Raw genomic sequence first — 14,564 nt, 5'->3', positions numbered from 1 at the left:
CGGAACTCCTAGGAAGTACTTTGTCCACGGTATTTCAACTGCACCGCTTTGAGGAAATTTCGCAAGATCTGATCTTTGCATTCACGATAATGTTTATGTCCGGGCTTCCGAAACAGGGCTGTCAGCTCATGCTGGCTCAGGCTCATACCAACATCTTCCAGCATGACCAGTACCTCGTCTGATTTCAGATTCAGGGCAATGCGCAATTTCATGAAAATCATGTTGTTGCTCAACTGCTGCTCCGGTTCAGGTTGCGGGCCATCTTTTTTGCCACGCAGGTGATTGATCAGCCCGTTGAGGAAGATAGCGAGTGTGGTGTCATCGCAGAACACGAAATCAGGATCCTCCTCCGCTTTCAGCCAGTTGCACACCTGGTCACGCGTCACCTGGCACTCAGCCTGGGCAAAAATATCCATCATCTGTTGGTCGCTGTAGTCAAACGCGTAACGCAGCCGTCGCAACACATCATTATTAATCATGCGTCAGCTCCCGCGAATACGATTCGCATGCGTTGGCCGGCGAATTCAATGACATCATCGGCAACTATTTTCTTGCGCTTGCGGGTCTCAACAACACCGTTGACACGCACCAGGCCGTCGGCGACCACAGACTTGGCTTCAGCGCCGCTGCCGACCAGGCCCTCGAATTTGAGAATCTTGTACAACTCCACAGGCACGATGTTGACATCAACATCCACTGCCTTCGTTGCCGACTGCTGACTGTCCGGGTTATCGGGTGTATTGCTGGTCATAGTTTTCCACTTCGTTGAGTTTTTCGTTCACGTCCGGGCGCAAAGTTGAATGCCATCGGGCCGAATTTCTATCACGCCCTGCTTGTACAAACGACCAATGGCTTTTTTGAACGCCGCTTTACTGATGTGAAACAGGCGGGCTATTTCTTCGGGTGACGATTTATCATGCACCGGCGCAAAACCATCCTGCTTTTCAAGGTACGCCACAATCACCGCACCCTGTTCATCCAACACCTCAACCGCCGGTCGCAGCGACAGGTCAATGCGCCCGTCGGGACGGACATGTTTGATATAACCACGGATGCTCTGGCCAAAACTCAATCGCTGTGACACGTCGGCAGAGTGCAGCACACCCCAGTGGCGGTGATTAATAATCGCCTTGAAGCCCAGATCAGTACTGTTGGCGATAATCAGGTCAACAGCCTGCCCGGCATTGAAGCGATGCGGTTTGTCATCGTCAAGGAATTTGTCGATCTTTGACGATGCCACAATGCGTCCGTGCACCTTGTCGACATAAATATAGACAAGGTAGGAGCGTTCTTCTTCCATGGGCCGGTGCTGCTCCATAAACGGAACCAGCAGGTCTTTCTCCAGCCCCCAGTCCAGAAACGCGCCTACGGCATTGCGATCCACTACCGGCAGGTAGGCAAATTGCCCAACCATGGCATTGGGCATTTTTGTGGTTGCCACCGGTCGGTCTTCACTGTCCAGGTATACGAACACCCGAAGATCGTCACCAATAGCGGCACCTGCCGGCACATGGCGCCGGGGCAGCAACACACGCTCCCCCTCTCCGGCTCCCAGATATACGCCAAAATCGGCAAATTCAACGACTTGTAAGGTATAAACCTTGCCTAGCTGCAACATGTCATACTCGAATAATCAGATTTGGGCAATTATACAGAGAATCGCCCCTCAAACCTTGATCATTTCAGCAGTGCGATGCCATTCAGCCCGCCGGATAGTAGGTCGCGGCGCCAGGTCCGACCGGCAGACCAAGCAGGAACACCCAGACATAAAACAGAATGACCCAGAAAATGAAGAAGAATATGGAAAACGGCAACATCGTCGCGATCATGGTACCGATGCCGATGTTTTTGTTGTAGCGGGTAGCCCAGGCCAGAATCAAACCAAAATAACTCATCATCGGTGTGATGATATTGGTGGTTGAGTCACCGATGCGGTACGCCGCCTGGATCAGCTCCGGCGCATAACCCACCAGCATCAGCATGGGCACAAACACCGGTGCGGTCACCGCCCATTGCGCGGACGCCGAGCCCAGCATCAGGTTGACAAAACAGCACATGATGATGAAAAACAGGAATACCAGCGGTCCCGTCAATTCAGCGCTGATCAGGAACTCGGCGCCGGTGACGGCAGTAATGACACCCAGATTGGTCCAGCCGAAAAAAGCCACAAACTGCGCGGCGAAAAATACCAGCACCACATAGAGCCCCAGGGTCGACACTGCCGACGCCATGGCATCAATCACATCCCGGTCATTACGCATGGTGCCGGTGACACGGCCATAGGCAAATCCGGTCACCAGGAAAAACAGAAAAATGAAGGCCACGATACTGCGAAAGAATGGCCCGGCACCGCCGTCAACGGGATCGCGCAATGGCGCGCCCTGGGGCACCGCCAATAATGCAATCAGCGCCAGCACCAGTGCGGCGGCCATACCGGCAACCAACAGACCCTTGCGTTCCACCGGTTTCAGTTTTTCCATGCTACTGCCATCGAGCACACTCGGGTCAGCGTTGCTGTCGTCATATTCGCCCAGCTTGGGCTCAACAATATAGATCGTGACCAGTGAACCGACGGTGGTAATCAGGAAGGTGCTGACTGCCATGAAGTACCAGTTGGCGGTGGCATAGACTTCGTAGGACGGATCGAGCAGGCGCGCCGCCTCCTGGGTGATTCCGGCCAGCAACGGATCTACCGTTCCAATCAGCAGATTGGCGCTGTAGCCACCGGATACGCCGGCGAAGGCGGCAGCCATACCGGCCAGCGGATGCCGCCCCAGGGCCAAAAAGATGGCACCGGCCAATGGCACCAACACCACATAACCCATTTCCGAGGCGGTATTGGAGATGACACCGGCAAAAACGATTGCGACCGTGACTACATGCCGGGGCGCACTAAGCACAATGCCCCGCACCATCGCGGATAACAGGCCCGACTTTTCGGCGATACCGACACCGAGCATGGCAACCAGAACAACACCGAGGGGCGCAAAATTGACAAAGTTGCTCACCAGATTGCCCAGAATCAGGCGCAAGCCTTCAGCATTAAGCAGGCTGACCGCCTCAATCGTGGCACCGTCGGCTGCCGACGGCCGCGGATCCGGTACCGAAACACCCAACGCACCGAACAAACCGGACACTAACACCATGCCAAAGGCGAGCAGGGCGAACAGCGTTACCGGATGGGGCAGCAAGTTACCGAGCCATTCAACGCCGTCCAGAAACCGGGTAAACCATCCGCGGCCGACCGTCCTCTCCATGTCGCCATGAGCCATTGTTGCTCCTCGCTTATTTGCTGTACCAATGCGCGCCGACATGGTTTGTGGCAAGTCACCTTGGCGGTGCCGCTACCCAATGACACAAAATAGAATATTTTTTTCTAAAGCTTTCGAATATTCGGCCGTTTACTGTCTTGCAGCCATCCCCTACACCTGAAATCAATAACGCAGCTGCAATCACATGTCTGCGTTTAGCCGACAGGCGACACTAACAAACATTTTACAGCAGAGAAAGCTCATGACTATCATTTCGACCCGTCCCCTCTTACGCCGGTTTATGATCATCGGTTTACTTTCGGCATTCGCCGCCACATCAAGCCACGCCCAGGAGGGTCAGATTGCCCGCAGTGACGGCGGTAGCGACGCCATTGCCCGCTTCGTGATGAACTTTGGCCGTTTCATCGACTGGCCGGCAGCTGCTTTCAGCAGCGCTGACAGCGATCTGCGCGTTTGTGTGCTGGGCGAAAACGAGCTCGGCCGTTCACTTGACCAGCACGTTAATGGTAAGCGCGCCGGCGACCGCACGATCTCCGTGAGCAATCTGCCCGGCAGCGACCTGAGCTCTGCCCGTGAATGTCACATCGTTTATGTCAGCTCCAGTGAAACCGGCCGCACTGCGGAAATTACCGGCGCTGTTGCCGGCTCGCACGCACTGACCGTCAGCGAAATCAGCAATTTCCCTGAAGACGGCGGCATGATCGGCCTGAGCGGCGAGCGCGGTGATCGTATCGCCATCCGTATGAACCGGACTCTGATCGAGAATACCGGCCTGAACGTTCGCGAACAGTTAATGCGCGCAATTCAGTGAGGGTGTAAACCACACGACTGCCGCTGGAGGACCTAACCGTGTCAAATATAAACTGGAGTCTCAAATGGAAAGTGCTGACGGGAGTCACACTGACCAGCGCGCTGGCGGTAATCATGTCGACGGCGATATTGTTCACCGTCGAACTGAACCGTCTTGATGAGGCCATGAGAACAGAGGCGTTAACCACTGCCCGCCTGATCGGTACCAACACTACCGGGGCGCTGGCGTTTTTTGACGATGTTTCTGCCACCGAGACATTGCGCGCACTGGACGTCAATGAAAACATCATGGCGGCGGTATTGTTTGACGACAGCGGCAGTCCTTTTGCCAACTTTGTTGCTGATGGTGAGAGCGCCGGCGCACTGCCGCAAAGTCCGGGCCGGCATGAAGTCGTGCAACACAACGACCTTGGCTACCTGGAACTGTTTGAGCCGGTAGCGATGGACGGCGATGTTATCGGCACATTGTACATGCGGGTGAGTCTGGCAGAGCGGGAAGCACTGGTCAGCGCCACTACCCTTATCTCGGTCCTGATCGTATTGGGTGTGACCGCGCTGGCACTGGCAATCTCATTCCTGATTCAGCGCTCCATAGTACGCCCTGTCGTTGAAGTGGTGAACGCGCTGCGCGACATGGCTGAAGGTGACGGCGACCTCACCAAACGCATACACGTTACCAGCAAGGACGAAGTGGGCGAGCTGGCGCACTGGTTCAACCTGTTTGCCGCTCGCGTGCATGATGTTGTAGGCAAGTTCAAGGAATCTGCCATCAATCTGAGCGCCGCCGCCGAGCAGTTGTCAGGCACCATTACCAAAACCTCTGCCGGCGCGCTGCGCCAGCAAAGCGAGATCGAACACGTGGCCAAAGCCATGTCAGAGATGTCGACCACGGTTGAGGAAGTCGCGCGCAATGTTGGCATGGCAGCAAATGATGCGCAAAAGGCGGATGACGAATCCAGCAAAGGCGCCGATGTGGTAACCCAGACCATGGGCGCCATTAACGCCCTGGCACTTGATATCGATCAGGCCTCGGAAGTGATCACGAATCTGCAGAAGGAAACCGACAGCATTGGCTCGGTACTTGATGTCATTCGTGGCATTGCCGAGCAAACCAACCTGTTGGCTCTGAACGCGGCTATTGAAGCGGCGCGAGCGGGTGAGCAGGGTCGCGGATTTGCGGTGGTGGCCGACGAAGTGCGCACTCTGGCCAGCCGCACCCAGGCATCGACCGAAGAAATCCAGAACATGATCAGCAAGCTGCAGACAGGCGCCAACCAGGCTGTGCAGGTCATGGTGAAAGGCAAGGATCAGGCCGCATCCAGTGTGGATCACGCCAGCCGTGCCGGACAATCCTTGCAGAACATCACCCGCGCGGTATCAGTGATCAAGGACATGAGCAACCAGATCGCCAGTGCTTCAGAAGAACAATCTGCCGTCAGCCTGGAGATCAATCGCAATATCAACAACATCTCTGATGTTGCCAATGAAACTGCTACCGGTTCACGCGAAATCAGCACCGGTGCCAATGAACTGGCCAGGCTTGCAGCCGAGCTGCAAACCCTGGTTGGTCATTTCAAATGTGATGCCCCGGGCCAGCACAGAGCCTGATCATCATCAAGGCGCTGCAGTGGCAAATTGCGGCGCCTGATACGCATCCAGTTCACGCTCCAGCTCGGCCGCCAGGCTGAGCAGCGTGGGTTCGGACCAGGGCAGTCCCACCACACTGATCCCCAGCGGCAAGATGCCATTGAACGCAGCCGGTAGCGTGATCGACGGATACCCGGAAATGGCCGCCGGCCCCGATGTACCGAAACCAAATCCATCACCGCTATCCGGATCTATCGGCCAGGCCTTGCTGTAGGACGGCAGGATAATGGCATCAGCGCCCTGCACCTGCAGATATTCATTGAGCATGGCTTCGGCCAGCTGCCGACTGCTTGCCAGTGCCTGTTGGTAGGAGGCCTGATCCGCGACCAGATCAACTGCTGCAGCCTGCTCCAGGTATTCCTGACCGAATGGCCCCAGCGCCGCTTCGCCACGGGTGTTGTTGAAGGCGACCAGTTCGGCAAAGGTGTTGACGTCTTCTGCCACATCATAATCCTGTAACCACTGCTCAAGGTCGCGCCGGAACTCATAGATCAATACCTCAAACTCGGCCGCTCCCATCTCCCGTGGCGCCTGCCAGTCGGCAAGCTGAACAACTTCAACGCCGCGCGATTCAAACATATCTGTCAGCTGATCGAACACCGGCGCGAAAGCCGACTCTCTGGCATCATAGGCTCTGACCAGCACCACCTTCTGCAAGTCAGGGACCTGATCGACGCTGTAGCTCAATGGTTGCTGAAACCGGCTGCGGGCCTCCGGTGTCAGTATGCCATCCAGCAACAGCGCCGCATCAAATACATTACGCGCCATCGGTCCGGCGATATCCTGTGCGCTGGCAATCGGAATGATGCCCTCGCCAGACACACTGCCGCGGGTGGGCTTGATACCAACAATGCCATTGATCGCGGCCGGGCACATGATCGAGCCATCCGTCTCGGTGCCAATTGCCAGCAGGGTCATGTCAGCGGCCACGGCAACCGCAGAACCGGCACTGGAACCGCAAGGCGTATGGGTGAGCAAATGTGGATTAAGGGTCTGCCCGCCCAGCGCGGACCAGCCGCTGATTGAGTCTTCACCCCGAAAATTGGCCCACTCGGACAAATTCGCTTTCGCCAGGATGATAGCCCCGGCGTCACGTAGCTGCGCCACCAGCGCAGCATCACGGTTGGTCAGATGGCCCTGCAGCGCTAACGCGCCCGCCGTTGTTGGCATATCGTCGGCGGTCGCGATATTGGCTTTCAACACCACCGGCAACCCGTGCAGTGCCGACCTCACGGTACCGGCGGCGCGCTCCGCATCCAGAGCCTGCGCCTGCGCCAGCGCCTGCGCATTGACATCGATAATGGCCGCCAGTTCATGCCCTTGCCGGTTGTCCCGGGCAATATTATTCAAATAGTAGGTGACCAGCGCCTGACTGCTCAGCTCACCGGTATTGAGCGCATTCAGGGCGGTGCGTGCGTCCATCCATTGCGGCTGGTCCTCCTGCGCCGGTTCTCCACTGCAGGCCGACAGCACGGCCAGGGCCAGAACATTCACAGTCAATAATCGTCGACACAAAAACATTCAGCCACTCCTGTCAGGGCAAATTGTGAAAAACACCATTCATTGGTTCGAGCAAGATAATAGAAGGCTTTGCACAGAGTTTCCAGCCTGTTTCCCATTCACGCCTTGTTACGTTATCCTCGATAACATAATAATAAGTCAGGTGTCATCGTGACTCAGTTGCCCGCCAATACCCGCATGCACGCAATCGCAGGCCAGGCCAGCTGGCGCCGGAGGCTCGCGGCCTTGCTGATTCTGGCGTGGACACTGACGCAGAGCGGCCAGGTTCTGGGCCACGGCAGCGTGGTTGACGAAGGTGACGCCTGCGTTATCCAGTTCGGTTTTTACAGCGCGCACTTTTCCATTTTCCAGCCCGAAGCCACTGGCCATCAGGGTTTCTGCGAAGATATACCCAACGCCGACGCAAGCGTGTTTGTCATGGAATATCGGCATGACTCCATGCGCCAGGTGCCACTTGAGTTCCGCATCATGCACAACAACAGCGGACTGGGCCGCTTTGTGCGCTGGCAGGACATAGCCGGGATGACGGCCGAACAGCTCAGCGCCGACACCGTGTTTTTACAATCCCTGCCTGCTCAGCCCGACGGCGTAGCCCGGATATTGCACGACTTTGAAAGCACCGGTGACTACATCGGCATCGTCAGCATACCGCATCCCAGCGACGACATTCTTTATCACGCCGTTTTCCCTTTCCGGGTTGGCGCGTCTGTCTGGTCCAACTGGCCCCTGGGGTTGCCGATACTGGCGCTGCTCTGGTTTGCAGTCCGCCGCCGGGGCCGTCGCAGTCAATCCAGTGCAACCGGAGTAAACCATGAAGCAACCTGAACGCAGCCTGGCGATCGTCATTGTCCTGGGTTTCACTTTCGCCATGGCTACCAGCGGCGCCGCTACCAGTCCCCTGACAACAGTGAGCCAGCCGGCAGGATTGCACGTAACCATGCAAAGTGAACTGGAACCTGTGACCATCAATCAGATGCATACCTGGATTATCAGCGTCCATGATACACAGGGCGAAGCCATCAATGATGCCGTCATCCAGGTTGACGGCGGCATGCCTTTACACAACCACGGACTGGCAACCAGTCCGCAGGTGACCGGACAACCGGGCGAGGGTCGTTACCGCCTGCAGGGCGTGCGCTTTCACATGAACGGGGAGTGGGAATTACGCCTGCAGATTGAACATGCCGGAGTGCCCTATCAAGCCACATTTACGCTGACACTTTAACAGTCGCCATTCTTATGCATCGGAAGAAACTGACAATATTGCTGGTGGCACTGGGACTGACCCCGGTGCTGGCATACCTTGCCTGGCAACATGTTCCGGCACCGTTGCCCGCACGCTGGTCGCCACAGGAGGTCGCAATACTGCAATCATTGGCGTTACAAAGCTTGCCGCCACTGCCACCTGACCCCGGCAACGCGGTGGCTGACGATCCCGGCGCAGCCGAACTGGGACACCACCTTTTCTTCGACACGCGCCTGAGCATAACAGGCAATGTTGCCTGTGCCACCTGTCATCAGCCTGAGCATCATTTCACCGATCAACTGCAACTCGGCAAAGGCATTGCCGAGGTTGATCGCAACACCATGAGCCTGGTGGGCACTGCCTATAGTCCCTGGCTATTCTGGGATGGACGCAAGGACAGTTTGTGGGCGCAGGCGCTGGAGCCTCTGGAAAACCCGCTGGAGCACGGCAGCAACCGCAGCGATATCGTCGCCCTGATAAGATCCGACACAGATTACCGCCAGCGCTATGAGAGCGTTTTTGGCCGCGTGCCGAGCCAGCAGTCCACCGACCAGGTATTTGCCAATGTCGGTAAAGCCCTGTCGGCCTACCAGCGCCGGCTGCTACCGGGGGCGACAGCCTTTGACGACTACGTGGCCGGCCTGGACGATGCCGGCGAGCTGCAGCCGAATACACACATGAGCACCGAGGAGCTTGCCGGGCTGCGACTTTTTATCACCAAGGCAGATTGCACCAACTGTCACAATGGCCCGCTACTCACCAATAATTCTTTCCACAACACTGCGGTGCTGGCGGCCCCCGGCATGCTGCCCGCGATGGGACGGACAGAAGGTCTGCGACGCGCGCAGGCTGACCCGTTTAATTGCCTGGGCGACTTCAGTGGCGCCGGTGAGGGCGAGTGCCAGGAACTGCGCTTCGCCAAAGGCGGTGATGACATGATCGGCGCGCAACGCACGCCCAGCCTGCGTGATGTCAGCAAAACGGCTCCCTATATGCATGCCGGTCAGATAACCGACCTCGCCCGGGTTATCGAGCACTACAACGAGGCTGACCTGGCCATGATAGGTCACAACGAAGCCAAACCGCTCGGCCTGCGTGCGGTTGAGAAAAAGCAGCTGGAAAGCTTTTTGCGTAGCCTCACGGCGCCACTGGCGACCGACCCGCATTGGCTGGAACCACCGGAATCCCTGCCGCAGGATGCGTTGCCTCACCGGCAACAACCGCAAACCCCGAATACCCGGGGAGAAATAAAATAGACACCTTCATCTTTGAGTGGCTGCAACGCAATCGCGACATTGCGATTTTTCTTGTTCCTGTTTTTGCCTTCGCTGAAGCCTGCGTCGGTATTGGCCTGCTGATCTCCGGCGCCATTCTGGTGGCAATAGGTTCGGTGCTACTCGCCAACGACATCGCCAACCTCAGTCAGATTCTGCCACTGGCGATGGCCGGCGCCCTGCTCGGCGACCATGCCGGATTCTACACCGGTCGCTGGATTGGCCCTCGTTTTCATCACTTTACCTTCGCGCAGAAACACCGGGCCAAACTACAAAAATCCGAAGCCATGATTGTCAAATATGGCCCCTACGCCATCTTTATCGGCCGCTTTCTCCCCGCCATCCGCAGCCTCATTCCGGCCATGCTGGGCATCAGTGGTTTTAACGCTGCGCGTTATTCGGCGCTTGATGTCGGCGCCTGCTTGCTGTGGTCTGCCTGCCTGGGCGTCATTCTGTGGGCCATCGAAAACGTGATAGGCTAAACCAACCGCACAAGCGATATCGAATCCGAACCATGACCAAACGACTACTGATCATCTACACGGGTGGCACCATCGGTATGCAGCAGACGCCCGCAGGCCTGGCGCCGGCACCCGATCTTGCTGCCGAAATCCGGCACATGCCGGAACTGGGGCAGGCATTTCAGACGCACCCTCCCCTATTGGAGACCCTGAGCTACGACCCGCTACTGGACAGCTCTGACATGACACCCGGGCGCTGGGTGCAGATTACCCGCGATATACTGCAGCACTATCAGCATTACGATGGTTTTGTGGTGTTGCACGGCACCGACACGCTGGCTTACACGGCCTCGGCGCTGAGCTTTTTTCTTGAGCGCACCGATAAGCCCGTGGTCATCACCGGCGCGCAGTTGCCCTTTGCCTACCCACGCAGCGATGCGCGCAACAACCTGATCTCGGCGCTGGAGGTGGCGGCCAACATGCCTGCATCCATGACCCAGGTCTGTGTCGTCTTCGGCTCCAGAATTCTGCGTGGCAACCGTGCCATCAAAGTATCGGCCAAAGCCTATGATGCCTTTGACTCTCCACGTTACCCGCACCTGGGCACCATCGGCATCGACATCGAATACAATCGCCGGCGCCGCTTCCCGGTTGGCTTCGGCAATTTCACCAGACACGGTCAGCTGCCACCCGACGATGCTGTCGCACTGGTTCGACTGTTCCCCGGTTTCAGTGCTACGACGCTGCGCGCCATCTGTGGCAACAGTAATCTGCGCGGCATCGTGCTGGAAGCCTACGGCGCCGGCAATGGTCCCGGTCAGAATCAGGACTTTCAGGACACCATCCGGGACGCCGTACACCGCGGTATCGTGGTGGTTGTGGTGTCCCAGCCACTGGACGGCATTGTGCGTATGAGCAGTTACGCGGCCGGCAGTGCCCTGGCGCGCGCCGGTGCCATCAGTGGCCGGGACATGACCACCGAAGCGGCGCTGACCAAACTGTACTACCTGATCGCGCTGGGATACAGTGCTGACAACATTGCCAAAAACATGAAAACACCTGTCGCCGGGGAGATGCGCCGCTGACAGGTGCTACGTTAATGGCTCGATTTACCTTTATACGAGGTCATGATGAGAAACAGAACACAACGCATTATCCCGACAGGACTTCTGCTCGTGGCACTGGTATTGGGCTGTTCACCGGAGAGCGAACCCACACCACCACCGATAGCCGATACCCAGACACCCGTTACCCGGGCCGATGACGCGGCGACGCCAGTACCGGCCGGGATCAACGACTTTTTCTCGGAGTTCACCGCACAATGGGTTCGGGCCAATCCCAATCAGGCTATCAGCACCGGCTTTTTTGACGGCGCTGAACAGAACCAGCTTGAGCAACAGGTCACGCCGTTGACGCGGGCTCAGGAACAGCGCCGCATTACCCTGGCGCACGAAGGCCTGGCGCAACTTGATCGCTACGACCTGGATCAGGAAAACGATACCGTGCGTATCTCCGCCGACGTTATGCGCTGGTCGTTGCAGCGCGTAGTCGATAACGGTGCCTTCCTCGATTTCGAATTCCCGTTGCAACAAATGAACGGCGCCAACGTCGGCCTGGTCAATCAACTGACGGTAGTTCACCCACTGCGTTCAGCCAACGACGCAGAAAACTATCTGACGCGGCTGCAGTTACTGGATGACCGTATGCGTGAAGCCACCACAGAAGCAGCGCGGCAATCCGAAATCGGCATTCGCCCGCCCACGTTCATTCTGCAGACCACTATTGATCAGATGGACCGGTTTATTTCCGACACACCGCGCGATAACCCGTTAGCGACCACACTGTTCAGTAAGACCGCATCCATTGAAGGTCTGAGCGAAGATCAACGCATCCAGTTGCTGGAACGTGCGGCGACCATTGTCGCCGATGAAGTCTATCCGGCCTGGCGCGATGCGATCAACGAACTCGAGGAGCAACTTCCGCTATCAACCAGCGACGCGGGGTTGTGGGCCATCCCGGGTGGCGATACGTATTATGCCGCGCAGCTCAAACGCTTCACCACAACCGAGCTGACCGCCGATGAGATCCACCAGATTGGCCTGCGAGAGGTGGCACGTATTGAATCGCAGATGGACACCCTGATGCGCCAGATCGGACTGGATGAGGGCACGGTTGAAGAACGCTCGGTCATACTGCAGCAACGCCTCGCCTATCCGGATTCTGACGAAGGTCGGGCTGCCCTGATGGACGATATCGAAGTATATCTGCGCGATGCCGAAGCACGCGCCGAAAGCCTGTTCGACAACCGCCCGACAACACCCGTCATTGCGCAGCCTTACCCGGAGTTCCGCTGGGAGAACGCGGCCGCCTCGTACACGTCGCCACCTCTGGATGGATCGCGTCCGGGTATTTTCCAGATGCCATTACGACTCGATCGATTAAGCAATTTCACCCTGCGAACGCTGGTTTATCACGAGACCGTGCCAGGTCATCACTTCCAGATCGCACTCATCACCGAAAATGACGAGCTGCCGCGCTTCATGCAGATACGTGCCTTCGGTGGTATCTCGGCAAGCTCCGAAGGCTGGGCACTGTATGCCGAACGACTGGCTGCCGAAGAAGGCTGGTACGAAGATGATATAGAAGGCCTGCTTGGTCAACTCGATTCAGAGCTGTTCCGCGCACGCCGGCTGGTTGTCGACACCGGGCTGCACGCCAAACAATGGACCCGCCAACAGGCCATCGACTATGGTATTCCGCCGAGCGAAGTGGATCGTTACGTGGTCTACCCGGGACAGGCAACGTCCTACATGATTGGTCAGTTGCGTATCATCGAGCTTCGTGACCGCGCCCGTGAAGCGCTGGGCGAACGCTTTTCCATGCAGGATTTCCACAACGTTGTACTTAGCCTGGGCGTCGTGCCATTGACAGTCCTGGAACGTGAAATTGATGCTTACATTACTGCAGCAAGAGAGGTCTGACCATGAAAACCATCATCCCCGGCATGGCATTAGGTCTGCTGGCCACCACTACCCTGGCGCCGTCCATGGCAAGCGCAGATGAACAGTCGTTACACGCCATTGCAGCCGCCACATCGGCACAGCGACTGGAGCAGGACATCACCACGCTCGCCGGCTTTGGCACCCGGCACACGCTGTCCGGGACTGACTCCGATACCCGTGGTATTGGCGCCGCCCGCCGCTGGATCAAGGCCGAGTTCGACAGGATTTCGGCCGATTGCGGCGGCTGCCTTGAGGTATTCTATGTCAGCGATATCGCTTCCGGTACGGCACGGATACCGGATCCGGTGGAAGTGGTCAACGTCATCGCCATTCAGCGCGGCAGCGAAGAGCCAAACCGCTTTGTCATGATGAGCGGCGACATCGACAGCCGCGTCAGTGACATTATGAATTCAACCAGCGACTCCCCCGGCGCCAACGACAATGCCTCCGGCATGGCAGGCACAATTGAGGCAGCCCGTGTCCTCAGCCAATACGACTTTGCCGGCTCCATTATCTATGCCGGCTTGTCAGGCGAAGAGCAGGGCCTGACCGGTGGCGCCATTCTGGCGGCGCATGCGCTCGCTAACAACTGGGACATCAAGGCAGTCATCAACAATGACATGATCGGTAATATTCGCGGTATCAACGGTGTCATCAACAACACCACAGCCCGGGTTTTCTCCGAAGGCACCCGATATGTGGAAACCGAAGAAGAAGCACGTCAGCGCCGGTTCCAGGGCGGTGAAGTGGATTCTGCGTCACGCAACATGGCGCGTTATATTGACGACATGGCTGACCGTTACATTCCCAACCTGGACGTGATGATGGTCTACCGGCTGGACCGGTTCGGCCGTGGCGGGCATCACCGGCCGTTTAACGAAGTCGGTTTTCCCGCCGTGCGCATCATGGAGACCAACGAGAACTATAACTGGCAACATCAGGACATCCGGGTCGAGGATGGCATCGCTTACGGCGACGTCCTGGAGCATGTGGATTTTGACTATGCAGCGAAACTGACAGCATTAAACGCCGTCACCATGGCTGCCATGTCATGGGCGCCGGCACCCCCTGAAAACGTCAGCATCAGCGGTCAGGTCAGTCCGGACACCACGCTGAGCTGGGATAAAGTACCGGGTGCCACGCAATACCGTGTGCACTGGCGCCTGACCACGGATGCGCAATGGACCAACTCGCGCACCGTGGGTGATGTCGATGCGTTCACATTGGAGAATGTGGTGATCGACAATTACTTTTTTGGTGTTTCCAGCGTGTCCGCCAGCGGCGTGCAGAGCCCCGTGGTCTTCCCGGGCCCTGCCGGGGCTTTCTGACAA

The 14,564-nt window shown here is 57.4% G+C and carries 14 protein-coding genes; 9 read left to right on the top strand and 5 right to left on the bottom strand.

Annotated elements, in window-relative coordinates; translation table 11 throughout:
• Positions 1-8 precede the first annotated feature (8 nt).
• The 4 genes from ENH71_RS07530 to ENH71_RS07515 form a co-directional block, all read right to left on the bottom strand.
• Positions 9-479 (bottom strand): YehS family protein, encoded by a 471-nt coding sequence (locus ENH71_RS07530; protein WP_294135709.1) that lies wholly within the window; start codon positions 477-479, stop codon positions 9-11.
• Positions 476-751 carry an RNA-binding S4 domain-containing protein gene (locus tag ENH71_RS07525; protein WP_294135711.1) on the bottom strand — a complete coding sequence of 92 codons (276 nt, stop codon included), beginning with the start codon at positions 749-751 and terminating at the stop codon, positions 476-478. Before ENH71_RS07525 ends, ENH71_RS07530 begins: the two co-directional genes overlap by 4 nt.
• Positions 752-778: 27 nt before the next feature.
• Positions 779-1,618 carry a CvfB family protein gene (locus ENH71_RS07520; protein WP_294135713.1) on the bottom strand — a complete coding sequence of 280 codons (840 nt, stop codon included), beginning with the start codon at positions 1,616-1,618 and terminating at the stop codon, positions 779-781.
• Between the two features lie 82 nt (positions 1,619-1,700).
• Positions 1,701-3,272: an AbgT family transporter gene (locus tag ENH71_RS07515; RefSeq protein ID WP_294135716.1), complete on the bottom strand. Its 1,572-nt coding sequence runs from the start codon at positions 3,270-3,272 to the stop codon at positions 1,701-1,703.
• Positions 3,273-3,513: 241 nt separating this feature from the next.
• Here ENH71_RS07515 and ENH71_RS07510 point away from each other — a divergent pair, with 241 nt between their 5' ends.
• Entirely contained in the window at positions 3,514-4,083 is a 570-nt protein-coding gene (locus ENH71_RS07510; RefSeq protein WP_294135719.1) for a YfiR family protein, read from the top strand.
• A 38-nt stretch (positions 4,084-4,121) separates the two neighbouring features.
• Complete coding sequence (locus tag ENH71_RS07505) at positions 4,122-5,690, top strand: methyl-accepting chemotaxis protein (protein WP_294135721.1); 1,569 nt, start codon at positions 4,122-4,124, stop codon at positions 5,688-5,690.
• A 6-nt stretch (positions 5,691-5,696) separates the two neighbouring features.
• Here ENH71_RS07505 and ENH71_RS07500 read toward each other — a convergent pair whose 3' ends face one another.
• Complete coding sequence (locus ENH71_RS07500; protein ID WP_294135724.1) at positions 5,697-7,250, bottom strand: amidase family protein; 1,554 nt, start codon at positions 7,248-7,250, stop codon at positions 5,697-5,699.
• 150 nt (positions 7,251-7,400) lie between these two features.
• Here ENH71_RS07500 and ENH71_RS07495 point away from each other — a divergent pair, with 150 nt between their 5' ends.
• The 7 genes from ENH71_RS07495 (at position 7,401) to ENH71_RS07465 (ending at position 14,561) form a co-directional block, all read left to right on the top strand.
• Entirely contained in the window at positions 7,401-8,075 is a 675-nt protein-coding gene (locus tag ENH71_RS07495; protein ID WP_294135727.1) for a hypothetical protein, read from the top strand.
• Entirely contained in the window at positions 8,062-8,475 is a 414-nt protein-coding gene (locus tag ENH71_RS07490; RefSeq protein ID WP_294135729.1) for a FixH family protein, read from the top strand. Before ENH71_RS07495 ends, ENH71_RS07490 begins: the two co-directional genes overlap by 14 nt.
• 14 nt (positions 8,476-8,489) lie before the next feature.
• Positions 8,490-9,752, top strand: coding sequence for a cytochrome-c peroxidase (locus ENH71_RS07485; RefSeq protein WP_294135731.1), 1,263 nt, complete (start codon positions 8,490-8,492; stop codon positions 9,750-9,752).
• Entirely contained in the window at positions 9,662-10,252 is a 591-nt protein-coding gene (locus ENH71_RS07480) for a DedA family protein (protein WP_294137643.1), read from the top strand. Before ENH71_RS07485 ends, ENH71_RS07480 begins: the two co-directional genes overlap by 91 nt.
• A 32-nt stretch (positions 10,253-10,284) precedes the next feature.
• Entirely contained in the window at positions 10,285-11,316 is a 1,032-nt protein-coding gene (locus ENH71_RS07475; RefSeq protein ID WP_294135737.1) for an asparaginase, read from the top strand.
• Positions 11,317-11,406: 90 nt separating this feature from the next.
• Positions 11,407-13,212, top strand: coding sequence for a DUF885 domain-containing protein (locus ENH71_RS07470; RefSeq protein ID WP_294135740.1), 1,806 nt, complete (start codon positions 11,407-11,409; stop codon positions 13,210-13,212).
• A gap of 2 nt (positions 13,213-13,214) precedes the next feature.
• On the top strand, positions 13,215-14,561 hold the full coding sequence (locus ENH71_RS07465) for a M28 family metallopeptidase (protein WP_317622414.1): 1,347 nt from the start codon (positions 13,215-13,217) through the stop codon (positions 14,559-14,561).
• Positions 14,562-14,564 lie beyond the last annotated feature (3 nt).

The organism is Pseudohongiella sp., from assembly GCF_011050365.1.
GTDB lineage: Bacteria > Pseudomonadota > Gammaproteobacteria > Pseudomonadales > Pseudohongiellaceae > Pseudohongiella.
Note: the sequence above shows the minus strand (reverse complement) of the source record. Positions and strands in the feature narration are given on the sequence as shown.

What these genes read in the sequence shown, in the direction of transcription:
- ENH71_RS07510 (WP_294135719.1), top strand. Translation starts at nt 3,514, where the DNA reads ATGACTATCATTTCGACCCGTCCCCTCTTACGCCGGTTTATGATCATC.
- ENH71_RS07475 (WP_294135737.1), top strand. Translation starts at nt 10,285, where the DNA reads ATGACCAAACGACTACTGATCATCTACACGGGTGGCACCATCGGTATG.
- ENH71_RS07520 (WP_294135713.1), bottom strand. Translation starts at nt 1,618, where the DNA reads ATGTTGCAGCTAGGCAAGGTTTATACCTTACAAGTCGTTGAATTTGCC.
- ENH71_RS07525 (WP_294135711.1), bottom strand. Translation starts at nt 751, where the DNA reads ATGACCAGCAATACACCCGATAACCCGGACAGTCAGCAGTCGGCAACG.
- ENH71_RS07530 (WP_294135709.1), bottom strand. Translation starts at nt 479, where the DNA reads ATGATTAATAATGATGTGTTGCGACGGCTGCGTTACGCGTTTGACTAC.
- ENH71_RS07500 (WP_294135724.1), bottom strand. Translation starts at nt 7,250, where the DNA reads ATGTTTTTGTGTCGACGATTATTGACTGTGAATGTTCTGGCCCTGGCC.
- ENH71_RS07465 (WP_317622414.1), top strand. Translation starts at nt 13,215, where the DNA reads ATGAAAACCATCATCCCCGGCATGGCATTAGGTCTGCTGGCCACCACT.
- ENH71_RS07485 (WP_294135731.1), top strand. Translation starts at nt 8,490, where the DNA reads ATGCATCGGAAGAAACTGACAATATTGCTGGTGGCACTGGGACTGACC.
- ENH71_RS07515 (WP_294135716.1), bottom strand. Translation starts at nt 3,272, where the DNA reads ATGGCTCATGGCGACATGGAGAGGACGGTCGGCCGCGGATGGTTTACC.
- ENH71_RS07490 (WP_294135729.1), top strand. Translation starts at nt 8,062, where the DNA reads ATGAAGCAACCTGAACGCAGCCTGGCGATCGTCATTGTCCTGGGTTTC.